Consider the following 22,450-nt stretch of genomic DNA (forward strand, 5'->3'; position numbering starts at 1 on the left):
GCCTCATTCCCCGCCGCGAAGGACGGAGTTGCCCTCGTGCAGGTCCGGCGGGGTGGGGAGGTCGAGGTGGAGTCGTCCGCTGAGCCCGTAGAAGGCGACGGGGTTGCGCCAGAGGACCTGGTCGACGTCGTCGTCCGTGAAGCCGGCGGTGAGCATGGCCTCGGCGACCGAGCGGGTCTTGAGGGGGTCGCTGCGGCCCCAGTCCGCGGCCGAGTTCACGAGGACGCGTTCGGTTCCGTACTCCTTGAGGATCGCGACCGTCCGGTCCTCGTCCATCTTGGTGTCCGGATAGACGGAGAAGCCGAGCCAGGCGCCACTGTCGGCGGCCTCCTTGACGGTCGTCTCGTTGAGGTGGTCGAGGAGCACGTGGTCCGGGGCGAGCGCGGACTCGCGCACGACGTCCACGGTGCGGCGCAGGCCGGTGAGCTTGTCGCGGTGCGGGGTGTGGACGAGCGCCGGCAGGCCGTGGTCGGCGGCGAGCTGGAGCTGGGCGGCGAGCGCCGTGTCCTCGGCGGGCGTCAGGGAGTCGTAGCCGATCTCGCCGACGGCGACGACTCCGTCCTTGGCGAGATACCGGGGCAGGGCGTCGAGGACGGGGACGCAGCGGGGGTCGTTGGCCTCCTTCGGGTTCAGGGCGAGGGCGCAGTGGTGGGCGATGCCGTGCTGGGCGGCGCGGAAGGGCTCCCAGCCGAGGAGGGAGTCGAAGTAGTCGAGGAAGGAGGCGGGCGAGGTGCGGGGCTGGCCGAGCCAGAACGACGGTTCGACGAGGGCGCGGACACCGGCGTCGTACATCGCCCGGTAGTCGTCCGTGGTGCGCGAGGTCATGTGGATGTGCGGGTCGAAGATGCGCATCAGGACTCCTCGGCGGGGGCGGTGAGGGCGAGGACGCGGGGCAGGTCGGCGGGGACGTCGCGGCCGGCGGCGGTGCGCTCGGCGGCGTGGTCGGTCAGCATCCGGGCGAGTTCGGTGTCGCCGGCGGCGCGCTCGGCGAGTCCGGCGACGACGGTGACGGGGACGCCGGTGAAGAGACATTTGAGGAGGGCGTGACGCCAGGTGTGGGGGGTGAGGTGGGTGGCGGCGTAGGGGCCGAGGGCGGCGGCGAGGAGGGTGGTGTCGTGGGTGCGGAGGGCGTCCTCGACGAGGGGAAGGGCCTCGGGACCGGTGACGAGGGCGGGGAGGGCCAGGAGGACGGCGCGGCGCTCGGCGGTGGCGCCGTGGTGGTAGAGGCGGGTGAGGGTGTCGGGGTCGGCCTCTGCCGCCCGGAGGAGAAGGGTGCGGGCCTCGTCCGCGTGCTCGTGCCCGCAGTGCCGGCCGGCGGTGACGAACCGCTCCTCCCACCCGGAGGTCCGGGCGGAGGCCTCGGCGAGGGCGGAGTCCAGCCAGGCGCGGATGGTGGCGGTGGCGGTGCCGGTCAGCATGGCGGGGTCTCCCGGCGCAGGAAGGAGAGGGAGGTGCGGGCTAGTTCGGGGCCGGCGTGGGAGTGCCGGGGCAGTTCGACGACGGTCAGCCCGGGGTAGCCGGCGGCGGTGAGTTCGCCGAGGGCGGCGAGTACCGGCGGGAAGTCGATCTCACCGTCGCCGAACGGCAGGTGTTCGTGGACGCCGCGCCGCATGTCCTCGATCTGGATGTGGTGCACCCAGGGCGCGGCGGCGCGTAGGCAGTCGGCGGGAGGGAGGGGTTCGAGGCACTGGCAGTGGCCGATGTCGAGGGTGAGGCCGAGTACGGCGGGTGCGGGGTCGCCGAGGAGTCCGCGCAGCTGGTGGAAGTCGGCGAGGGTGGCGAGGAGGTGGCCTGGTTCGGGTTCGACGGCGAGGGGGACGCGGGCGGCTTCCGCGGCCTCCAGGACAGGAGCGAGCGAGGAGGTGAGGCGCTTCCAGGCCTCGTCGGGCGGGGTGTCGGCGGGGAGGACACCGCTGAAGCAGTGCACGGCGTGGGCGCCGAGGTCGGCCGCTACCCGCACGGCCCTCAGCAGCAGCCGGACGCGGGCGGCGCGGTCCTCGGGGTCCGGGTCGAGCAGGGACGGGCCGTGCTTGCGGCGCGGATCGAGGACGTAGCGGGCACCGGTCTCGACGGTCACGCCGAGCCCCAGATCGCCGAGGCGCCGGGCGACCTGGGCGGTGCGGGCGGCCAGGCCGGGGGCGAGGGGGTCGAGGTGCATGTGGTCGAGCGTCAGCCCGACGCCGTCATAGCCGAGATCGGCGAGGAGCCCGAGTGCCTCGTCGAGCCGTAGATCGGTGAGGCCGTTGGTGCCGTAGCCCAGCCGGGGGCGGGCAGAGGGACCGGCCGAGGGGTGGGCCGCGAGGTCGGGTGTGGGGTGGGCCGCGAGGTCGGATGTGGGGTGAGGTGTGGGGTGGTCGGTGCGCCGCGCGGAGGGCCTGGGGCCGGAAGCGGCTGGACGGCGGGCGGCGGGGCGCGGGGTGCTCATGTGGGGCTCACCTTCCGGGCGAGGGCGCGCGCGGCCGGGACGAGACCGAGCAGCGCGAGCGCCGTTCCCGGTGCCCCGGCGCGGGCGGCGAGCGCGGCCTGGAGCGGGATCGTGGCCCGGATCCCGCCACCGACGGCCCGCTCGGTGAGCGCCGCGGACGGGTTGAGCGCGGCGTGGAGGAGGAGGGTGGCGGGGGTACGGGCGTAGGCCAGGGCGAGGAGGGTGCCCAGACCACGGGAGGGGAGGGGCAGGCGGGTGGGGAGGGTGGGGTGGGGGCGGGGGGCGGGGGCCCCCGAGAGGGAGACGGAGGAAGCGGCGGTGGCGGCCGGCCGGCGGCCGGTCTCGCCGCCCGAGGCCGCCCCGGTCACTGCCCCTGCCGCCCCGGTCACTGCCCCTGCCACTGCCCCGGCCACTGCCAGGGTCACGGCGAGGGCGGCGAGCGGGGTGCGGGTGGAGCCGCCCTGGGTCTCGTGGCGGGAGACGGCGGTGACGGCGTAGGTGTGAGCCCCGAGCAGGGCGGCGGAGGGGAGGGCGTGGACGGCGCGGGGGTGGGGTGTGCCGCTTCCGCTCGTCGAGGCCGTGGCTCCCAGGAGGAGGTCCAGGGCTCGGGTCGTGGCCATGGTGGCGGGGCCGGCCGGTGTGTGTTTGAGGCCGAGGTCGTAGGCCCAGACCGTGGTGGCGAGTGCGGTGGCGACCGCGAGGGACGGGCGCCCCGCGCGGGAGGCCAGTGCCAGGCCCGTCGTTGTCAGGGCCACCGAGGCCGTGAGGGCGGCTGTCGGCGTGATGCGGCCGGAGGGCAGCGGGCGGTGGGGGCGTTCGGCGGCGTCCTCGGTCCGGTCGGCCCAGTCGTTGAGGGCCATGCCCGCCTCGTACAGGCAGAGTGAGGCGCCGATCGCGCAGAGGGTGCCCCGGCCGGGGCGGGTGCCGGTCGCCGCGGCGCCGGCGAGGGCGTCGCCGGGTACCGAGAGCAGCGCCGATACGCGGAGGAGTTCCGCCCAGGCCTGTGCCCGGCCGGTACGCCGCCGGGTCATCGGGGGGTCTCCGTACCCGTGTCCCTCGTGCCCGGACGCTCCCCCAGCGTGCGGCCGAAGGCCAGCAGGCGCTCGTACTGGTCCGCGAGGGAGGCCGGTGGGGTGCCTTCCGGGTCCTTGAAGTAGAAGGCGAGGTCTTCCAGGGGGCCCGTGAGTCCCCTCTCGTGGGCGGCGGCGGTGAGGCGCGCCAGGTCGAGGACGAGGGGGGCGGCGAGGGCCGAGTCGCAGCCCTGCCAGAGGGTCTGGAGGATCATGCGGGTGCCGAGGAAGCCGTCGAAGGCGATGTGGTCCCAGGCGGTCTTCCACTCCCCCATCGCGGGGACGTCGTCGATGTGGACCTGGCCTTCGACGCCGGTGCCGAGGGTGTCGGTGAGGACGCGTTCCTTGCCGGCGTTCTTGGCGGCGGCGGCTGCCGGGTCGGCGAGGGCGGCTCCGTCGCCGCCGCCGAGGAGGTTGCTGCCGGACCAGGCGCGTACGGTCAGGGCGCGCTGGCGGAACATCGGGGCGAGGACGGCGCGGAGGAGGGTCTGGCCGGTCTTGCCGTCGCGGCCGGCGTGCGGCAGTCCGCTCGCGGCGAGCGGGGCGGCGAGGGCGGGGTGGCGCAGGCCCGTGGACGGGGTGAAGTTGACGTACGGGCAGCCTGCGCGGAGTGCGGCGGCGGCGTACAGGGTGCTGGGTGGGAGCCCGACGCCCCCCGACGCCGGCTCCGTGGAGGCCACATTGACGACCACGACGCGGTCCAGGCCAATGCGTGCCCGGAAGTCCGTCAGGTCGTGGGTGAAGGCGGTGACGAGTTGTTCGTCGGTGCGGGTGTCGCCGGGGGTGGGTCCGCCGGGGCGGATCTCGTGGTCGGCGGCTTCGAGTTCGCGGGTGACGGCGTGGTTGAGGCCGTACGGGAGGACTCCGGCGGTGGTGAGTTGTTCGGCTCGTTTGGGGAGCGGGCAGTCGGTGGTGTCGTGGCCGCCGAAGACGAGGTCGGCGAGTGGGGGCAGGCCGGCGTCGGCGAGTTCGGGGGTTTCGGTGGCCATGCCGGTGGGTGGGTGGAGTCCGGCGACGAGGGCGGCGCAGCCGGCCACGGTGGTGGTGGCGACGGAGCCTCTCGCTCCGATGAGCCAGATTCCGGTGCGGGGTGCGGGGGTCATGGCGTCGGCCTCCCTGCTCATCCGGGGAATGGGGGATCGAGGGGTTGGGGCTTCGGGGGGTGGTGACGGTGGGCGGGGGGTACGGCGCCGCCCCGCCCACCGTCGGCTGGGGGACTTCCGTCAGGAGGTGGGGAGTTCCTTGAGGCGGATGTCGCGGAAGGCGGCCTGGTCGGCGGCTCCGTGGTTCTGGATGCCGATGTGGCCGCTGGTGAGGCTGCGGGCGGGGTCGGTGTTGGTGAAGTCGTTGATCTTGAGGCCGTTGAGGAAGACCTGGAGGCGTTCGCCCTGGACGCGGATTTCGTAGGTGTTCCACTGGCCGGGCGGGCGGAGGGCCTGGTCGCGGGCCTTGAGGTTGGCGGACTTGAAGCCGTAGACGGCGCCGGTGGTGCGGTCGGCGGCGTCGGTGGCGTCGATCTGGATCTCGTAGCCGTTGTTCACGGCGGACCAGGGGTCGTCGGAGGCGGGGAAGCCGACGAAGATGCCGGAGTTGGAGTCTCCGGTGAGTTTCCAGTCGAGGGTGAGGGAGTAGGAGCGGAGTTCCTTGGCCTGGTACCAGAGCATGCCCATGCCGCCGGTGGAGTGGAGTTCGCGGTCGGTGATGTCGAAGCCGCCGGGTCCGGCCTGCTTCCAGCCTTCGTGGGTCTCGCCGTTGAAGAGGTCGCGGTAGCCGGTCTGGGGTCGGCAGTCGGCCTTGACCTGGCCGGTGGCGTAGCGGAGGCCGCCCAGCAGGTGTTGGCGGAAGGCGGGTTCGGTGTACGACTCCTTGGTGTGGCCGCCTCCGGTGTAGAAGGAGCGGCCGCCGCCGTAGGTCTGGCACCAGGCGATGGGGTGGTCGCCCTTCATGGTGCCGCCCTGGTAGGTGGTCTCGTCGAGGGTGGCGAGGACGCGGGCCTGGTCGCGGGGGTTGGTGCGGTAGTTGTACCACTCGTCGGTGCGCTGCCAGGGCCCGTCGAGGTGGGCGGTGGCGGGGTGGTTGTGGTCTTCGGCGCGGACGGTGGCGGGCTGGATCTGGGGGTGGGACTGGAAGTAGGCGCCGACGAGTCCGCCGTAGAAGCTCCAGTCGTATTCGGTGTCGGCCGCGGCGTGGATGCCCATGTAGCCGCCGCCGGTGGAGACGTAGTTCTCGAAGGCCTTCTGTTGGTCGGTGTCGAGGACGTCGCCGGTGGTGGAGAGGAAGACGACGGCGTCGTAGCGGGCGAGGTTGTTGGTGGTGAACTGGCGGGGTTCTTCGGTGCTGTCGATGACGATGTCGCTGGTGGCGCCGAGTTCCTTGAGGGCGGTGATGCCGGTGCCGATGGAGTCGTGGCGGAAGCCGGCGGTCTTGGAGAAGACCAGGACGCGCTTGGCGTTGCGGTTCACCGGGGCGCTGGAGAACGTGAAGTCGTCGAGGTCGTAGAGGGCGCCGGTGCCGCCCTTGAAGACGAGGAAGAGTTCGGTGGTCTTGCGGGGCAGGTTCCGCAGGGGTACGTCGATGTCCTGGAAGGTCTCCCAGCCGCCGGTGACGGGGACGGGTGCGGAGCCGTGGAGGGGGCCGGTGGGTGAGCCGGTGCGGACTTCGAGGAAGCCGCCGTTGCCGCCGGAGGAGATGCGGGCGGTGAGTTTGGTGGCTCCGGTGACGTTGTAGGGCTTGAAGGAGATCCAGTCGCCGTTGTCGATGTCGCCGACGGTGCGTCCGCCGTTGGCCTGGGTCTTGTCGAAGAGGTTGACGCCGTTCTGGGCGTCGAAGTGTTCGGCCTGGCGGTGGCGGGGCTGGAGTTTGGCCTGGTCGTTGCCGGTGAGGGCGGCCTGGCCGCCGGCTCCGCCGTCGGTGTATTCGGCGTTGAAGACGGCGAAGATGTTGGCGTCGTCGTCGTGTCCGCCGTCGGCGGAGGTCTTGATGGTTCCGGTGCAGCCGTTGGCGGTGGTGACGGGGTGGCCGTGGCTGTCGTGGCCGAGGACGTAGGTGACCTTGACCTTGGCGCAGTCGATGGTGCCGTCTTCGGGGTCGGTGACCTGGACCTTGAAGGGGATGTCGTCGCCGAAGGAGAAGAGGGCTCCTTCTGCGGGGAGTTCGAGGGTGACCTTGGGTGCGGTGTTGCCGACGACGATGTGGACGGAGGCGGAGCCGGTGCGGCCGCTCGCGTCCTTCGCGGTCACGGTCGCCGTGTAGGTGCCGTTCTTGCGGTACGTGTAGGTGGGGTTGGCGGCCGTGGACGTTCCGCCGTCGCCGAAGTCCCAGGTGTAGGTGAGGGCGTCACCGTCGCCGTCGGTGGTGCCGGCGGAGGAGAGGGCGACCTTCAGCGGGGCGGTGCCGGAGGTCTTGTTCACGCTGGCCTCGGCGACCGGGGAGCGTCCGCCGGTGGCGTTCTCGATGCGGTAGAGGCCGGAGTTGTGGTCGCCGCCGAACCAGGCGGTGCCGTAGTCGAGGACGTAGAGGGCTCCGTCGGGGCCGAAGGCCATGTCCATGATCTGGGTGCCGGTCCAGGGGACGTCGCTGATGGAGGCGACGGTGCCGTTGGTGTCCTGGTCGATGCGCTTGATCCAGCGGCGGCCGAATTCGCCGGCGAAGAAGTCGCCGTCGTACGCCTCGGGGAACTTCACCGGGGAGGTGTTGGCGGGGTCGTAGCGGTAGACGGGGCCGCCCATGGGTGATTCGGAGCCGGTGCCGAACTCGGGTACGGAGCCTCCGTTGTAGGGGATCCAGGCGGGTTCGGCGGGCGGGAGGTCGACGAGTCCGGTGTTGTGCGGGGAGTCGTTCTTGAGGGCTCCGCAGTCGTAGGTGGCGCCGGAGGTCTTGGTGGCGAAGTCGTAGTCGACGTAGGGGTCGTTGTCGCCGGTGCAGAAGGGCCAGCCGAAGTTTCCGGGCTTGGTGACGCGGGCGAATTCGACCTGTCCGGCGGGGCCGCGCTTCGGGTCGGCGGCGCCGGCGTCGGGGCCGTAGTCGCCGACGTAGAGGATGCCGGTGGTCTTGTCGACGCTGAAGCGGAAGGGGTTGCGGAAGCCCATGGCGTAGATCTCGGGCCGGGTCTTGGCGGTGCCGGGGGCGAAGAGGTTGCCTTCGGGGACGGTGTAGGTGCCGTCGTCGGCGACCTTGATGCGGAGGATCTTGCCGCGGAGGTCGTTGGTGTTGCCGGAGGTGCGGCGGGCGTCGAAGGCGGGGTTGCGGTCGGGGCGTTCGTCGATGGGGGTGTAGCCGTCGGAGGCGAAGGGGTTGGAGTCGTCGCCGGTCGACAGGTAGAGGTTGCCCTGGGCGTCGAAGTCGATGTCTCCGCCGACGTGGCAGCAGATGCCGCGGGTGGCGGGGATGTCGATGACCTTCTTCTCGCTGGCGTTGTCGAGGGTGCCGTCGGCTTTCAGGGTGAAGCGGGAGAGGCGGTTGACGCCGTCGTACTTCGCGAAGTCGGCGGCGGTGCCGCTCTCGGGGGCGTCGCCTGCGGGGGTGTCGAGGGGTGGGGCGTAGTAGAGGTAGATGGCCTTGTTCTGGGCGAAGTTCGGGTCGAGGCCGACGCCTTGGAGGCCTTCCTCGTCGTGGGAGTAGACGGGGACGGTGCCGATGACGGTGGTGTTGCCGGCGGCGTCGGTGCGGCGGAGTTCGCCGTTGCGGGAGGTGTGGAGGACGCTGCGGTCCGGGAGTACGGCGAGGGACATGGGTTCGCCGACTTCTTCGCCGCCCTTGGCGAGGGTGATCTGCTGGAACTCTTCGGCGGCGGCGGTTGCGGCGGCGGTTGCGGCGGGGGTTTCCGGTTCGGCGGCGAGGCTCTGGGGTGCGCCGAGGGCGAGCAGTCCGATGGTGAGCAGGGCGAGCGACTTCCTGGCTCGGAGTCGTTGTCTGTGCACGGGTGTCCTCCGGAGTCGGGCCGGGTGTGCGGGTTGTCCGGGGACCGGCGTGCGCCGTCACGCTGGTCGCGTCATGCGGTTACGTCATGCGGTCACGTCACGCAGTTACGTCATGTACACATCAGGGACCGTAGTCGGGTTCGTCCACCGCGGAAAGCCCTTGCGCACCAGTGCGGTCGAACTTTTCCCATCGAGAGGACAAAGGCTCTCGCGGGCAGCGCGGACCGGCCCGGCGGCGTCACCGCGGCCGGGCGCGGACCTGCGCGTTCACCTCAGTCGGCGCTCCCGAAGGCGGCGTCGAAGGAGGCTGCCGGGGGGTCGAAGTCGTACCGCTTGAGGAAGGACAGCGCCTCGGGGGCGCCGGTCAGCCGGTCCATGCCGGCGTCCTCCCACTCCACCGAGACGGGCCCGGCGTAGCCGATGGACCGGAGCATCCGGAAGACGTCCTCCCAGGGCACGTCGCCGTGTCCGGCGGAGACGAAGTCCCAGCCGCGCCGCGGGTCGCCCCAGGGCAGATGGGAGCCGAGCCGCCCGTTGCGGCCGTCGAGCCGTTTGCGGGCCTCCTTGCAGTCCACGTGGTAGATCCGGTCGCGGAAGTCCCACAGGAAGCCGACGGGGTCGAGGTCCTGCCACACGAAGTGGCTGGGGTCGAAGTTGAGCCCGAAGGCGGGACGACGGTCGACGGCGTCCAGGGCCCGCTGGGTGGTCCAGTAGTCGTAGGCGATCTCGCTGGGGTGCACCTCGTGGGCGAAGCGCACGCCTTCGGCGTCGAAGACGTCGAGGATCGGGTTCCAGCGTTCGGCGAAGTCCTCGAAGCCGCGCTCGACCATGCGCTCGGGGACCGGCGGGAACATCGCCACCAAATGCCAGATCGACGAGCCGGTGAAGCCGACGACGGTGTCGACGCCGAGTGCCGCCGCGGCCCGTGCGGTGTCCGCGAGTTCGCGGGCGGCACGCTGACGCACCCCTTCGGCGTCGCCGTCGCCCCAGATCCGGGCGGGCACGATCGCCTGGTGGCGCTCGTCGATGGGATGGTCGCAGACGGCCTGCCCCACCAGGTGGTTGGAGATCGCCCAGCACTTCAGGCCGTACGCGTCGAGCAGTTCGCGTCTGCCCTTGACGTACGCCGGGTCGGCGAGGGCCTTGTCCACCTCGAAGTGGTCGCCCCAGCAGGCGAGTTCGAGGCCGTCGTAGCCGAAGTCGCGGGCGAGCCGACAGACCTCCTCCAGGGGCAGGTCGGCCCACTGGCCGGTGAAGAGCGTGAAGGGTCGTGGCACGGTCGGGCGCCTCCTAGCTCGGTACGCGGGAAGGAGAGGGAGAAGGGACGGGAGCGGTGACGGCGGTGGGGACCGGGGTCGCCACCGGGGTGTAGACGGCGTTGCCGCGGGCGCTCTCCTCCACGGCGGCCAGGACCCGCTGGACCTGGAGGCCGTCGGCGAAGGAGGGTGCCGGAGCGATGCCGCTCGCGACGGCCTGGACCAGGTCGCGGGCCTGGTGGGCGAAGGTGTGCTCGTAGCCGAGCGCGTGACCGGGCGGCCACCAGCCCTCCAGGTACGGGTGGTCGGGCTCGGTCACGAGGATGCGGCGGAAGCCCGCCGAGACGGCCGGTTCGGTGTGGTCGTGGAAGGACAGTTCGTTGAGCCGCTCAAGGTCGAAGGCGAGCGAGCCGCGCTCCCCGTTGATCTCCAGTCGGAGCGCGTTCTTGCGGCCCGCGGCCATCCGGGTGGCCTCGAAGGAGGCGAGTGCGCCGGAGGCGAGCCGCCCGGTGAACACGGCCGCGTCGTCGACCGTGACCTGTCCGTACGCCTCCGATCCCGCTCCCCCGCCGAGTCCGCCGGCGCCGGTGCCGGTGCCGGTGAGCAGGGGACGCTTCCGTACGAAGGTCTCGGTGAGCGCCGACACTCCGACGAGCGGCTCCCCCGCGAGGTACTGGGCGAGGTCGACGGCGTGCGCGCCCAGGTCTCCGAGGGCGCCGGAGCCGGCGTGTTCGCGTTCCAGGCGCCAGGTCAGCGGGAACGCGGGGTCGACGAGCCAGTCCTGGAGGTAGGTGACGCGGACGTGCCGCAGGGTGCCGAGCCGCCCGTCCGCGACGAGCTGCCGTGCGTAGGAAAGGGCGGGCACCCGGCGGTAGTTGAAGCCGACCATGGCGATCTGTCCGCGGGCCGCGGCCGCCTCGGCGGCCGCGGCCATCGTCTCGGCCTCGGCGACCGAGTTGGCGAGCGGCTTCTCGCACAGCACGTGTTTGCCGGCCTCCAGGGCGGCGACGGCGATCTCCGCATGGCTGTCGCCGGGGGTGCAGACATCGACGAGCTGGACGTCGTCGCGGGCGATCAGGGCGCGCCAGTCGGTTTCGGCGGCGGCCCAGCCGTGCCGTCGGGCGGCGGCCCGGACGGCGGCTGCGTCACGGCCCGCGACGGCGGCGAGGACGGGTCGCAGCGGCAGGTCGAAGACGCGGCCGGCGGTGCGCCAGCCCTGGGAGTGGGCGGCTCCCATGAACGCGTAGCCGACCATGCCGATGCCGAGCGTCGGCGGTGCGGCCCCGCTCTCCGTCTGTTCCATACGGTTCCTCCGTTTCATGGTGCGGCGAGGTGCTGCTCCCCGGGGGCGGTCGGGCCGCCGGGGGCCGGTCCGGTCGGACCGCCCGGGTTCGGGCCGGTCAGCTGAAGCCGGTGGGCAGGTACTCGTCGACGTTCTCCTTGGTGACGACGGCCGAGTAGAGGGTGATCGAGGCGGGGATCTCCAGCTCGGACATGCCGCCGATCCCCTTCTTCTGGCCGAGGGCGCGGGCGAGGTCGATCGCGGAGGCGGCCATGGTCGGCGGGTAGAGGACGGTGGCCTTGAGGACGCCGGTGTCGGCCTTGATGGCGTCCATGGCGGCCTTGGCGCCCGCGCCGCCGACCATCAGGAAGTCCTTGCGGCCGGCCTGGGCGACGGCCCGCAGCGCACCGACGCCCTGGTCGTCGTCGTGGTTCCAGAGGGCGTCGAACTTGGGCTGGGCCTGTAGGAGTTGGGCCATCTTGGCCTGGCCGGACTCGACGGTGAAGTCGGCGGCCTGGCGGGCGACCTTGCGGATGTTGGGGTAGTTCTTCAGGGCGTCGTCGAAGCCCTGGGTGCGCTGCTTGGTGAGTTCGAGGCTGTCCATGCCGGCGAGTTCGACGACGGTGGCGTCGGGCTTGTCCTTGAGCTGTTCGCCGATGTAGTTGCCGGCGTTGAGGCCCATGCCGTAGTTGTCGCCGCCGATCCAGCAGCGGTAGGCCTGCGGGGAGGCGAAGATCCGGTCGAGGTTGATGACGGGAATGCCTGCCTTCATGGCCTGGAGGCCGATCTGGGTGAGGGCCTTGCCGTCGGCGGGGAGGATGACGAGGACGTCGACCTTCTTGTTGATGAGGGTCTGGACCTGGCCGATCTGGGTGGCGGTGTCGTTGGAGCCCTCGGTGATCTCCAGGGTGACGTCGGAGTACTTCTTGGCGCGTCGTTCGGCGTTGTCGTTGATGGCGTTGAGCCAGCCGTGGTCGGCCTGCGGGCCGGCGAAGCCGATGGTGACAGGGGTGCCGGGCTTGTCGTCGACGGCGGGCCCCGCGCTCGCGACGGGTGCCTGGTTCTTGGGCTCGTTGCTGGTGCAGGCGGTCAGCAGGGCGCCGGCGGAGACGGCCGCGCCGCCGAAGAGGAGGTGTCTGCGGCTGGTTTCGGGCATGGCGGTGGATCCCTTCCGAGGGGGTGGTGGTGAAGGGGTGGTGGTGAGGCGGGTTCCGGACGGGGGTGTCCGGTCAGCCGTCGCCGTCGCGGACGGTGCGGCGCTGGACCAGGACGGCGGCGACGATGATCGCGCCCTTGGCGATCTGCTGGACGTCGCTCTGCAGGTTGTTGAGCGCGAAGATGTTGGTGATGGTCGTGAAGACGAGGACGCCGAGGACGGAGCCGACGATGGTGCCCCGGCCGCCGCTGAGGAGGGTGCCGCCGATGATGGCGGCGGCGATGGCGTCGAGCTCGTACAGATTGCCGTTGGTGTTCTGGCCGGAGCCGGCGAGGACGACGAGCAGGAACGCGGCGATGCCGCAGCACAGTCCGGAGAGCAGATAGAGGAAGAGCCGCTGGCGGCGTACGTCGATGCCGGCGAGGCGTGCGGCCTCCGGGTTGCCGCCGACGGCGATCGTGCGTCGCCCGAAGGTGGTCCGGTTGAGCAGCAGCCATCCGGCGACGGTGACGGCCGCGAAGACGAGGACGAGCGGCGGGATGCCCAGGACGTAGGCGTCGGGGACGCCGAGGTCGAGGACGGAGGGGACGGTGACGATCTGCGTCTTCCCGTCGGTGATCTGCAGGGCGAGACCGCGGGCCGAGGCCAGCATGGCCAGGGTCGCGATGAACGGGACCATGCCGCCGTACGCGACGAGGACGCCGTTCACGATGCCGCAGCCGAGGCCGACGGCGACCGCGGTGAAGAGGATGCCGGCGAAGCCGAACTCCTGGGTGGCGAGGGTGGTGGCCCAGACGGAGGCGAGGGCGACGATCGCGCCGACGGACAGGTCGATGCCTCCGCTGGTGATGACGAAGGTCATGCCGACGGTGACGACACCGATCACGGACGCCTGCGTCAGGACGAGTTGGAGGTTGGAGGTGGCGAGGAACTCGGCGGGCCGGGTGAGGCCGCCGACGGCGATGAGTACGGCGAGCACGCCGAGAAGCGACAGGTTGCGTACGTCGGCCCGGAGGCCGAGGGTGCGCCAACGTCCCTCCTGGGGCGGCGCCTTGGCCGGGGTGGTGAGCGTCATGCCGCAGGGCTCCCTTCCATCACGAGGTCGAGTACGCGGTGTTCGTCGAGGTCGCGGGCGGGTGCCTGGTGGACGACCCGGCCTTCGCGGAGCACCAGGACGCGGTCGGCGAGGCCGAGGACCTCGGGCACCTCGCTGGAGACGAGGAGGACGGCGAGGCCGTCGTCGGCGAGGCCGCGGATGACGGCGTACAGCTCGGCGCGGGCACCGACGTCGACGCCGCGGGTGGGTTCGTCGAGGAGGAGGACGCGGCAGCCGCGCAGCAGCCAGCGGGCGAGGACTGCCTTCTGCTGGTTGCCGCCGGAGAGGGTGCGGACGGGGGCGTCGGGGAGATCGGGGCGCAGGGAGAGGGCGCGGGTGGCAGTCCCTGCGGTCTCGCGTTCGGTGGCGCGGTCGATCCAGCCGGCCCGGGAGAAGCGGGCGAGGGAGGAGACGGAGACGTTGCGGGTGACGGATTCGAGGAGGAGCAGTCCCTGCGCCTTGCGTTCCTCGGGGGCGAGGCCGAGGCCGGCGGCGACGGCGGCGGGGACGCTGCCGGGGCGCAGGGGCCGTCCGTCGACGATCACCCGGCCGGTGGTCGGTTTCCGCGCCCCGTAGACGGTCTCCAGGATCTCGGAGCGGCCGGAGCCGACGAGCCCGGCGAGCCCGACGATCTCGCCGGGGCGCAGTTCGAGGTCGAGTTCCTCGAACTCCCCTTTCCGGGCGAGGCCTTGAACCTGGAGGACGGGTTGGCCCGTCGGTGGCCGGGCGGGGCGTTCGGGGAAGACGTACGGGACGTCCCGGCCGGTCATGAGGGCGACGACCTCGCGGGTCGGGGTGGTCGCGGCGGGCAGTCCGCGGGCGACGGCCCGGCCGTCCTTGAGAACGGTGACGCGGTCGCCGATGCGGCGGATCTCTTCGAGGCGGTGGGAGATGTAGACGACGGCGACGCCGTCGGCGGTGAGGTCGGCGACGATCCGGAAGAGGTTGGCGACCTCGTCTGGGTCGAGAGCGGCGGACGGTTCGTCCATGACGATGAGGCGGACGTCGTGGGAGAGGGCGCGGGCCATGGAGACGATCTGCCGTTGGGCGGCGGAGAGTTCGCCGACGCGGCGGGCGGGGTCGATCTCGGGGTGGCCGAGTCGCTTCAGGAGTGCGGCGGTGGTCGTGCGGGCGGCCCGTCTGCGGACGAATCCGGCGGTGGTGGGCTCGTGGCCGAGGTGGACGTTCTCGGCGACGGAGAGGCCTTCGACGAGGTCGAGTTCCTGGTAGATGGTGGCGATGCCGAGGCGGACGGCGGCGCTCGGGGAGCGGAGCCGAACGGGTGCGCCGTTCCAGGTGATCCGGCCCTCGTCGGGCTGGTGGGCGCCGGCGAGGACCTTGATGAGGGTGGACTTTCCGGCGCCGTTCTGGCCGAGGAGGCAGTGGACCTCGCCGGGCGCGACCTCCAGGTCGACGCCGTCGAGGGCTCGGACGCCGGGGAAGGACTTGGTGATTCCGGACATGGTGAGCAGGGGCGGGTGTTCTTCGGGCATGGCGGAGATCCCCTCGGCGTGTACGGGTGGCCGTCCGGCGGGTACGGGTGCGCGTGCGCTGTGGCGGGGTGGGCGTGGGGGCGTGCGGGGGTGGTGCGGCGGGTGCGGGCCGGTGGTGGGTTTTGCACCCACCTGTTCCGCCCTTGCGGGACGGGTGCCCACCAACCCCTGTTACGCCGGGGAGAAGAGGTGGTCGCTGATGAGGCGGGCCGCGCCGGTGACGCCGGCGGTCTGGCCCAGTTCCCCGAGGACGATGGGAAGGTTGCCGGTGGCCAGGGGCAGTGACTGCCGGTAGACCTGGGTGCGGACACTGGCGAGGAGGTTGTGACCGAGGCCGGTGACACCGCCTCCGATCACCACCAGACCGGGGTTGAAGAAGCTGACGAGCCCGGCGATGACCTGCCCGACCCGGTTGCCGCCCTCTCGGATGAGGGCGAGCGAGGTGGCGTCACCGGCGGCGGCGGCCGCGGCGACGTCGACGGCGGTGAGGTGGCCGGCCGCGGCGAGCCGGGCGGCGAGCTCCTCCGATCTGCCGCCGCGCGCCGCGTCCTCGGCGTCGCGGGCCAGGGCGGCGCCGCTGAAGTGGGCTTCCAGACAGCCGTTGTTGCCGCAGGCGCAGGGGCGGCCGTCGGGTTCGACCTGGATGTGTCCGATGTCGCCGGCGCTGCCCGTCGTACCGCGGTAGACCTCTCCGCCGACGACGATGCCGCAGCCGATGCCGGTGCCGATCTTGACGCAGAGGAAGTCGCCGACGGAGCGGGCGACGCCGGCGTGCTGCTCCCCCATGGCCATGAGGTTCACGTCGTTGTCGACCATGACGGGGCAGCCGAGTTCCTGGCTGAGGGCCTCCCGTACGGGGAAGCCGTCCCAGCCGGGCATGATCGGCGGCGCGACGGGGACGCCCTCGGGGAAGCGGACGGGTCCGGGGACGCCGATGCCGGCGCCGTCGAAGCCTTCCGCGATTCCGGTGGAGCGGAGTTTCGCCGCCATCGACAGGGCCTGTTCGAAGACGGCGACGGGGCCTTCGCGGACGTCCATGGGGTGGTTGAGGTGTCCGAGCACCTCCAACTCGGCGTTGGTGACGGCCACATCGATGGAGGTGGCGCCGATGTCGATGCCGAGGAAGCGGAGTTCGGGCGCGAGTCGGATGTTGTGCGAGCGGCGGCCGCCCCGGGAGGCGGCGAGGCCGTCGGCGACGACGAGGCCGGTCTCCAGGAGCCGATCGACCTCGACGGCGAGCTTGGAGCGGGAGAGATCGATCTGATCTCCCAGCTGAGCGCGGGAGTTGGGTCCTCCGTCACGCAACAGCCTGAGGAGTCGCGCCTGATGCCGGTTGGCAGGTCGTGCCGTCATGCGTCTCACGCGCCCCTCCCTCTCGCGCTCTCGCCCACGCTCGTCTGCGGGCTTTCGAGGGGAACGTAGCAGCGGCGTACCGGGGTGGGAAGAAGTTGAGCATGAATCGACCCCGACTTTTTCCCGGTTGGGGACAAAGACGGGGTCGGGAAGGGAGAAGGGCTCGACTCGGGGAGGGAGAAGAGCCGGGGCCGGGAGGGAGTAGGGCCGGGGCCGGCAGGGAGTTGAGCCGGGGCCGGGAGGGAGTTGGGCCGGGGCCGGGGCCGGAAAGGAGAGGGCCGGGGTCAGCGGACGTCGACCAGCCGGGCCGAGACCACCACGTTGCCCGCGTAGCCGTTCTCCTCGGTGAAGGTGCCTCCGCAGGTGATCAGGCGCAGCTCGGGCACGCCGGCGTCGCCGTAGACGCGCTCGGCGGGGAAGGCCTCCTTGGGGACGACCTCGACCCCGTACACGGCGAAGACGGCGGTCCGGCCGTCGCGGCGGGCGATCTCCACGCGGTGTCCCTTGCGGAGGGCGCCGAGGTCGTAGAAGACGGCCCGGCCGCTCGGGGTGTCGACATGGCCGACGACGACGGCGGTGCCGCGCTCGCCGGGGGTGACCGAGCCGGTGAACCAGCCCGCGAGCCGGTTCTCCTCGGGCGGCGGGGCCTCGATCCAGCCGTCGGCGTCGAGCCCGACCTTCGTGATCGGGGCGTCCGTCCGAACGGCGGGGACGCGGACCCGGACCGGGGTCGACGGGGGCAGCGGATCGGGTACGGACGCGGGGACGAGGGCTGCCTCGGCCCGGGCGCGGTCGGGTGCGGCGGCGGAGAGCGGCTGGGGAGGGCCGTCGGACCCGAGGTCGTCCGTACCGCCCGTGCCGCCGCGCACGAGGTGGACGCCGACCAGGAGGACGACGGCGATGAGACCCCAGGCGCCGTGCCGCCCCGTCGCGTCCGGTCGCCCCGAAGCGTCCGACCGCCCCACGTCCGCCCTCCTCCTCGCGCCGTGAGCGCGCCTTCTGGTGCCCCTCCGTCCCGGACCTCGTCACACCGGGGCGGAGGGGCCGTTTCAGGCCCCCCGGGTCCCGGCCGTCAGACGCGGCCGGCGGCGTCGCGGCGGCGGGCCAGGACGACGGCGGCGCCGAGCGCTCCGACGATGAGCAGCACGCCCGTGACCACTTCGGTGACGCCGAGGCCGTCGGTGTCCGCGCGGGACGCGGCGGCGGTGCCGTAGCCGGCCTTCACGCCCTTGTGCGCTCCGGGCGGGGTGGCCTCGTTGTGCCCGGTGGTGTTCCCGCCGGTGTCGCCCTGGGCGATCGTGAGCGTCGTGGTGCCGCGCTCGCCCTTGCAGTCGAAGGCGATCTCGTACTGGGTGCCGGCCTTGGCGTCGACGTCCACGGTCGCGCTGCCCGAACGGCCCTCGTTGAGGGTCACGGTGTCGAAGACTCCGGAGGTGACGGTCACCGACGGCACTTCGCAGCCGTCGGACTTCAGCGTCACGGTGCCGCCGGGGGCGACGGTCTCGGGGGTGACGGAGAAGCCGAACGACGTGATGTTGTGGTTTTCGTCGCCCGCCAGGGCGAACGGCGCGACCGTGACCACGGCGGCGGCGCTCAGCAGGACGACGGAAGCGGCACGTATCGCGCGCATGGCGGTCCTCCAGATCACGGGAGGGGCTCGGCCACGGAGCGATTCCGTGCCCGTCAGGCGACGACCCTCACCGCGATCGAAGCTAGGTCCGCCACCGGCGCGCCGCCACCGGGCTCCGCCGAACGGGGCACGACGGCGACGGGACGTGACCTCGGCGCGGGCGGACGGGAAGACCTCCTACGACGCCCCGCGGGCCAACCGACAGCCGGTCCCTGCGAAGCCCCGAGGCCGGACCGCAGCCCCGTCCTACGACGCCTGGGGGGGCCGGACCGCAGCCCCGTCCTACGAAGCCCCGGGGGGGCGGACCGCGGGCCCGTGCTACGGCACCCGGACGACCTGGCCCGCGTACGAGAGGTTTCCGCCGAAGCCGAAGAGGAGGACGGGGGCGCCGGTGGCGAGTTCGCCGCGTTCGACCAGCTTGGCCAGGGCCAGCGGGATGGAGGCGGCCGAGGTGTTGCCGGAGTCGACGACGTCGCGGGCGACGATCGCGTTGACGGCGCCGATCTTCGCGGCGAGCGGCTCGATGATCCGCAGGTTGGCCTGGTGCAGGACGACGCCCGCCAGTTCCTCGGGGGTGATGCCGGACCGCTCGCAGGTCTGCCGGGCGAGGGCCGGCAGCTGCTGGGTGGCCCAGCGGTAGACGCTCTGACCCTCCTGCGCGAAGCGGGGCGGGATGCCCTCGATCCGGACGGCGTGGCCCATCTCCGGGACCGAGCCCCACAGGACCGGGCCGATGCCGGGGGCGGCCCCCGCCTCCTCGTCGTCCACGGCCTCGACGATCGCGGCGCCCGCGCCGTCGCCGACGAGGACGCAGGTGGTGCGGTCGGTCCAGTCGGCCACGTCGCTCATCTTGTCGGCGCCGATCACCAGCGCGCGGCGTGAGCCGCCGGCCCGGACGGCGTGGTCGGCGGTGGCCAGGGCGTGGGTGAACCCGGCACAGACCACGTTGAGGTCCATGGTGGCGGGCGAGGTCATGCCGAGGCGGGCGGCGACGCGGGCGGCCGTGTTGGGCGAGCGGTCGATGGCCGTGGAGGTGGCGACGAGGACGAGGTCGATGTCGTCGGGGGTGAGCCCGGCGGTGGCCAGGGCCTTGCCCGCCGCGTGCGCGGCGAGCTCGTCGACGGGTTCGTCGGGGCCTCCGATGTGCCGGGTGCGGATACCGACCCGGCTGGTGATCCACGCGTCGTCGGTGTCGACCAACTCCGCGAGGTCTTGGTTGGTGAGCACCTTGGCGGGCTGGTAGTGCCCGAGCGCGGCAATGCGAGTGCCCGTCATCCCGGGACCCCCTCGGTGGTTCGATCGTCCGGCAGGATTCCCCAGTCTTGCCAGCGACTGATGGGTAACAGGTGACGTAAACCACCAAGATTCACCCGTACCCCTTGGCCGACCGTGACAACGGCCCGGGCGCCACACGGGCCCCACGGCTTCGGGCGGGCACCGTGTGGGGGGTCAGTTCTTCGGCGCATCGATCATCTGGAGGGCGAGGGTGGCCGGGGGCGGGGTGATTCCGGGCCCGCCGGCCGCCGTCCAGGCGAGGATGTCGTCGAGGGCGTCGTCGTCGAGGGTGAAGGCGACCCAGGCGGCCCGCCCGCCGCGTCGGCGGCCCTCGGTGGAGGGCTGGACGACGACGATGTTGGCCTGGGCGCAGGGGCCGAGGCAGTCGCTCGTACGGACGACGAGTCGGCCGCCGGAGGCTGCGGCGGCTTCGCGGAGGCGGGCGAGCTGGCCGGTGTGGTCGGTGCCGGGGTTCTTGCGGGCGTCGCCGCAGCAGCAGCCGCGGCAGACGACGAGGGAGCAGGGGCGGGCCCCGTACCGTATCGGGACCGGGGTCACTCGGGGCCGTCCAGGGTGTCGGGGCCGTACGGAGCGTCGGCGTCGTCCGGGGTGGTCGCGGAGCCCAGCGTGATCGCGGAGACGGGGGCGACGGTGCCGAGGCGGGGGAAGTCGAGGCCGACGGAGGCGCGGTGCTCGTCGGCGGTGAGCGCGGTCATGGCGTCCTCGGCGAAGACGAGGTCGTAGCCGAGGTCGGCGGCGGCGCGGGCGGTGGACTCGACGCCGAGGTTGGTGGCGATGCCGCCGAGGACCAGGGTGGTGGCGCCGTACGAGGTCAGCAGCTCGTGGAGTCCGGTGTCGTGGAAGCCGCCGATGGTGCGCTTGACGACGACGGGCTCGCCGTCCCGGACGAGGTCGGGGACGAGTTCGCTGCCGGGCGGCTGGGCGTCGACGTTCGGCCGCTCGACCCGGATGTGGACGACGGGGGCGTCGGCGGCCCGGAAGGTGGCGGCGAGCCGGGCCGCGGCGGCGAGGGCGTCGGTGCCGGGGCGGGGTGCGAGGGGCAGCGCGACGATGCGTTCCATGAAGTCGACGAGGACGAGCGCGGTACGGCGGGGATCGAGCGCGGTGAGGCCGGGATCGGGTGCGGGCATGGGAGCACCGTAGCGGCCCGGATGATCATCGCGGGGCGGTCATGGGTGTGATCCGGCCTACGGAGGGGGCACCATCGGTCTCCCCCGGCTCCCCCGTCCCCGCGGTCAGCTCTTCGTCGCGCGCGCGGCGCTTCGCGATCACCGCGCAGACCATCAGCTGCATCTGGTGGAACAGCATCAGCGGGAGCACGGCGAGCGCGGCCTGCGGGCCGAAGAGGACGCTCGCCATCGGCAGTCCGGCCGCCAGGCTCTTCTTCGAGCCGGCGAACTGGATCGCGATCCGGTCCGCCCGGCCGAAGCCGAGGCGCCCGGCTCCGTACCAGGTCAGGGCCAGCATTGCCGCGAGCAGCACGGCCTCGACGGCGAGCAGCAGGCCGAGCCGGGCCGGGGTCACCAGGTGCCAGATGCCGGCGACCATGCCCTGGCTGAAGGCGGTGTAGACGACGAGGAGGATCGAGCCCCGGTCGACGTAGCCCAGGACCTTCTTGTTGCGGGTGAGGAACCCTCCGACCCAGCGTCGCAGGAACTGTCCGGCGAGGAACGGTACGAGGAGCTGGAGCACGATCTTCAGGAGCGCGTCGGCGGAGAGGCCACCCGCACTGTTGCCGAGGAGCAGTGCCGCGAGCAGGGGGGTCAGGACGATGCCCGCGAGCGAGGAGAAGGAACCCGCGCAGATGGCGGCGGGGACGTTGCCGCGGGCGATCGAGGTGAAGGCTATGGAGGACTGGATGGTGGACGGCACCAGGCAGAGGAAGAGCAGGCCGGTGTAGAGCTGCGGGGTGAGCACGGTGGGGACGAGGCCCCGCGCGGCGAGTCCGAGGAGCGGGAAGAGCAGGAAGGTGCTGCCGAGGACGGTGAGGTGGAGCCGCCAGTGCTTGAGGCCGTCGAGGGCCTCTCGGGTGGAGAGGCGGGCCCCGTAGAGGAAGAAGAGGAGGGCCACGGCCCCGGTCGACGCGCCTTCCGCGACGTCGGCCGCGGCACCGGACGCGGGGAGGAGCGCGGCGAGGGCGACCGTGCCGAGCAGGGCCAGGACGTACCCGTCGACGGGCAGCCAGGACGGCAGCCGGAGGGTGCGGCGTGGGGTGCGGGCGGGCGTACGGACGGTCATGGGCTCCACTGCTTCGTGCACCGGGGGGCTGTGGCGCGGCGCGGTCGGGTTGCGGCCGGGGGCGGTCGTGCGGCTGTGGCGCGGCGCGGTCGGGTTGCGGCCGGGGGCGGTCGTGCGGCTGTGGCGCGGCGCGGTCGGGTTGCGGCCGGGGGCGGTCGTGCCTTCCCATCCTGCTCCACCGGTCGGTGATCGGGAATCCCGTACAGCGCTCTGACTGTCATCACGAAAGGCGATGAACGGGCGCGGCAGGCGCTACCGTCGTCCTGTGTACGAGCCCACCCAGCTGCGCACCTTCCTCGCCGTGGCCCAGACGCTGAGCTTCACCCGGGCCGCCGAGCGCCTCGGGCTGCGCCAGTCGACCGTCAGCCAGCACGTACGACGGCTGGAGGAGGCGACCGGCCGGCCGCTGTTCACCCGGGACACCCACCGGGTGGCGCTGACGGAGGACGGCGAGGCGATGCTCGGGTTCGCGCGCACGATCCTGCAGGCGCACGAGCGGGCGGCGGCGTACTTCGGCGGGACCCGGCTGCGCGGTCGGCTGCGTTTCGGTGCGTCGGAGGACTTCGTGACGACCAGGCTGCCGGAGATCCTGGAGTCCTTCCGGCGTGAGCACCCGGAGGTCGACCTGGAGCTGACGGTCGAGCTGTCCGGGACGCTCCAGGCCAGGCTCGCGGCGGGCCGGCTGGATCTGATCCTGGCCAAGCGGCGCGGTGGGGAGAGCGAGGGGCGGCTCGTATGGGAGGACGCCCTGATCTGGATCGGGGCGCCGGGACTTCGGCTGGATCCCGACCGCCCGGTGCCGCTCATCCTGTACCCGCCGCCGGGGATCACCCGGGCGCGGGCCCTGGAGGCGCTTGAGGCGCAGGGCCGGGCGTGGCGGATCGCGTGTACGAGTTCCAGCCTGAGCGCGAACGTGGCGGCGGCCCGCGCCGGGCTCGGCGTGATGGCGCACACGCGGGACCTGGTGCCGCCGGGGCTCGTGCCGGTTCCGGCGCGTGCGGGGCTGCCGGAGCTAGGCGAGGTGGGCTTCGTGCTGCGCGCGGGGCGCCGGGGCGGGGCGGTGCAGGAGGCGGCGGACGCACTGGCGGAGGCGATCCTGGCGGGCGGCGACCGGCTGCACCGGCCGGGCTGAGGGGACCCGGCCGGTGCAGGTGCCGTGGCTCGTGGGGCGGCGGCCGGTGAGCGGCCCGTACAGATTCCGTGGAGATTCGTGTCCGGTGGACGTACCGAGCGGTC

19 protein-coding genes are annotated in these 22,450 nt (G+C 72.6%); 1 reads left to right on the forward strand and 18 read right to left on the reverse strand.

The features are described from left to right. Positions 1-3: 3 nt before the first annotated feature. The 18 genes from OG259_RS08400 to OG259_RS08485 form a co-directional block, all read right to left on the reverse strand. Positions 4-852 (reverse strand): TatD family hydrolase, encoded by an 849-nt coding sequence (locus tag OG259_RS08400; protein ID WP_328941676.1) that lies wholly within the window; start codon positions 850-852, stop codon positions 4-6. Beyond that, the gene (locus tag OG259_RS08405; protein ID WP_328941677.1) at positions 852-1,418 is read right to left on the reverse strand and encodes an EboA domain-containing protein; all 567 of its coding nucleotides are present in this window, start codon (positions 1,416-1,418) and stop codon (positions 852-854) included. Before OG259_RS08405 ends, OG259_RS08400 begins: the two co-directional genes overlap by 1 nt. Beyond that, on the reverse strand, positions 1,412-2,425 hold the full coding sequence (locus tag OG259_RS08410) for a sugar phosphate isomerase/epimerase family protein (RefSeq protein WP_328941678.1): 1,014 nt from the start codon (positions 2,423-2,425) through the stop codon (positions 1,412-1,414). Before OG259_RS08410 ends, OG259_RS08405 begins: the two co-directional genes overlap by 7 nt. Further along, positions 2,422-3,456, reverse strand: coding sequence for an SCO3242 family prenyltransferase (locus OG259_RS08415; RefSeq protein ID WP_328941679.1), 1,035 nt, complete (start codon positions 3,454-3,456; stop codon positions 2,422-2,424). The genes OG259_RS08410 and OG259_RS08415 overlap by 4 nt, the downstream gene beginning before the upstream one ends. Then, positions 3,453-4,619, reverse strand: coding sequence for an inositol-3-phosphate synthase (locus tag OG259_RS08420; protein ID WP_443051933.1), 1,167 nt, complete (start codon positions 4,617-4,619; stop codon positions 3,453-3,455). The genes OG259_RS08415 and OG259_RS08420 overlap by 4 nt, the downstream gene beginning before the upstream one ends. A gap of 99 nt (positions 4,620-4,718) precedes the next feature. Beyond that, complete coding sequence (locus tag OG259_RS08425; RefSeq protein WP_328941681.1) at positions 4,719-8,414, reverse strand: ThuA domain-containing protein; 3,696 nt, start codon at positions 8,412-8,414, stop codon at positions 4,719-4,721. A gap of 272 nt (positions 8,415-8,686) precedes the next feature. Then, a complete protein-coding gene (locus OG259_RS08430; RefSeq protein WP_328941682.1) occupies positions 8,687-9,691 on the reverse strand; it encodes a sugar phosphate isomerase/epimerase family protein in 1,005 nt (334 codons plus the stop codon). 13 nt (positions 9,692-9,704) lie between these two features. Next, positions 9,705-10,973, reverse strand: coding sequence for a Gfo/Idh/MocA family protein (locus tag OG259_RS08435; protein ID WP_328941683.1), 1,269 nt, complete (start codon positions 10,971-10,973; stop codon positions 9,705-9,707). Positions 10,974-11,070: 97 nt separating this feature from the next. After that, a complete protein-coding gene (locus OG259_RS08440) occupies positions 11,071-12,108 on the reverse strand; it encodes a substrate-binding domain-containing protein (protein ID WP_328941684.1) in 1,038 nt (345 codons plus the stop codon). A gap of 73 nt (positions 12,109-12,181) precedes the next feature. Then, entirely contained in the window at positions 12,182-13,183 is a 1,002-nt protein-coding gene (locus OG259_RS08445; protein WP_328941685.1) for an ABC transporter permease, read from the reverse strand. Beyond that, positions 13,180-14,697, reverse strand: coding sequence for a sugar ABC transporter ATP-binding protein (locus OG259_RS08450; protein WP_328941686.1), 1,518 nt, complete (start codon positions 14,695-14,697; stop codon positions 13,180-13,182). The genes OG259_RS08445 and OG259_RS08450 overlap by 4 nt, the downstream gene beginning before the upstream one ends. 171 nt (positions 14,698-14,868) lie before the next feature. Continuing rightward, the gene (locus OG259_RS08455; protein WP_266898723.1) at positions 14,869-16,050 is read right to left on the reverse strand and encodes an ROK family transcriptional regulator; all 1,182 of its coding nucleotides are present in this window, start codon (positions 16,048-16,050) and stop codon (positions 14,869-14,871) included. Positions 16,051-16,334: 284 nt separating this feature from the next. After that, a complete protein-coding gene (locus tag OG259_RS08460; protein WP_328941687.1) occupies positions 16,335-17,015 on the reverse strand; it encodes a class F sortase in 681 nt (226 codons plus the stop codon). A 107-nt stretch (positions 17,016-17,122) separates the two neighbouring features. Further along, positions 17,123-17,680, reverse strand: coding sequence for a hypothetical protein (locus OG259_RS08465; protein WP_328941688.1), 558 nt, complete (start codon positions 17,678-17,680; stop codon positions 17,123-17,125). A 318-nt stretch (positions 17,681-17,998) separates the two neighbouring features. Next, positions 17,999-18,955 carry a beta-ketoacyl-ACP synthase III gene (locus OG259_RS08470; protein WP_328941689.1) on the reverse strand — a complete coding sequence of 319 codons (957 nt, stop codon included), beginning with the start codon at positions 18,953-18,955 and terminating at the stop codon, positions 17,999-18,001. Between the two features lie 174 nt (positions 18,956-19,129). Further along, positions 19,130-19,513 carry a (2Fe-2S) ferredoxin domain-containing protein gene (locus tag OG259_RS08475; protein WP_266898715.1) on the reverse strand — a complete coding sequence of 128 codons (384 nt, stop codon included), beginning with the start codon at positions 19,511-19,513 and terminating at the stop codon, positions 19,130-19,132. Beyond that, the gene (locus OG259_RS08480) at positions 19,510-20,106 is read right to left on the reverse strand and encodes an isochorismatase family protein (RefSeq protein ID WP_328941690.1); all 597 of its coding nucleotides are present in this window, start codon (positions 20,104-20,106) and stop codon (positions 19,510-19,512) included. Before OG259_RS08480 ends, OG259_RS08475 begins: the two co-directional genes overlap by 4 nt. A gap of 25 nt (positions 20,107-20,131) precedes the next feature. Then, complete coding sequence (locus OG259_RS08485; protein WP_328941691.1) at positions 20,132-21,214, reverse strand: bile acid:sodium symporter family protein; 1,083 nt, start codon at positions 21,212-21,214, stop codon at positions 20,132-20,134. A gap of 265 nt (positions 21,215-21,479) precedes the next feature. Here OG259_RS08485 and OG259_RS08490 point away from each other — a divergent pair, with 265 nt between their 5' ends. Next, entirely contained in the window at positions 21,480-22,346 is an 867-nt protein-coding gene (locus OG259_RS08490; RefSeq protein ID WP_328941692.1) for a LysR substrate-binding domain-containing protein, read from the forward strand. Positions 22,347-22,450 lie beyond the last annotated feature (104 nt).

The organism is Streptomyces sp. NBC_00250 (genome assembly GCF_036192275.1).
Lineage (GTDB): Bacteria > Actinomycetota > Actinomycetes > Streptomycetales > Streptomycetaceae > Streptomyces.